The organism is Dickeya sp. CFBP 2040 (assembly GCF_012273755.1).
GTDB lineage: Bacteria > Pseudomonadota > Gammaproteobacteria > Enterobacterales > Enterobacteriaceae > Dickeya > Dickeya poaceiphila.
Map to the genome: position 1 here is coordinate 1 of NZ_JAAVXH010000035.1, position 506 is coordinate 506.

Sequence of the window (506 nt, forward strand, 5' to 3'; positions counted from 1 at the left end):
ACGCATTTGAATATGAAATTAAGAAATATAAATCTGCACATACAGAACTACGCAGGCTAGATAAAAAGAGAAAATCTCTAATGGTTAATTTTATCGATGAAATTAATCCTATAAGTTATTCAGAGGCTAAAAAATCTGTCCAATCATCAGGGGATTTTGATAAGCTTTATGAACGCAGGCTTTATGCGAAAGCGATTGTAGAAAAAAGTGATGATGAAATTATCGCTCTCGTGGTAAAGCAACGAACTGAAGCGGCACTTGATTATCAGCAGTCTGTTGAGAAAAACCTTGAGCAACTTTCTGATATATCATTTTTAGTAAATGGATATGCGATAACGAATACAAAACGCAGGAAAATGGCTATTTAAATGAAAATAGAGAGACCATATTGGTGACCTCACCAATATGGTATGTAGTGATTGACATTTACTTCACCCACTTTTTTACGAGCTTACTTTCTGGAAGGAAAGTTCATTCAAGTAATACCTTTCGCAGTTTCTGGTGTC

1 protein-coding gene is annotated in these 506 nt (G+C 34.8%); it reads left to right on the forward strand.

All coding sequences use genetic code 11. The features are described from left to right. Positions 1-368, forward strand: a 368-nt coding sequence (locus Dpoa2040_RS05455) for a DUF4756 family protein (protein WP_246867254.1), incomplete at its 5' end; no start/stop codon positions are given. Positions 369-506 lie beyond the last annotated feature (138 nt).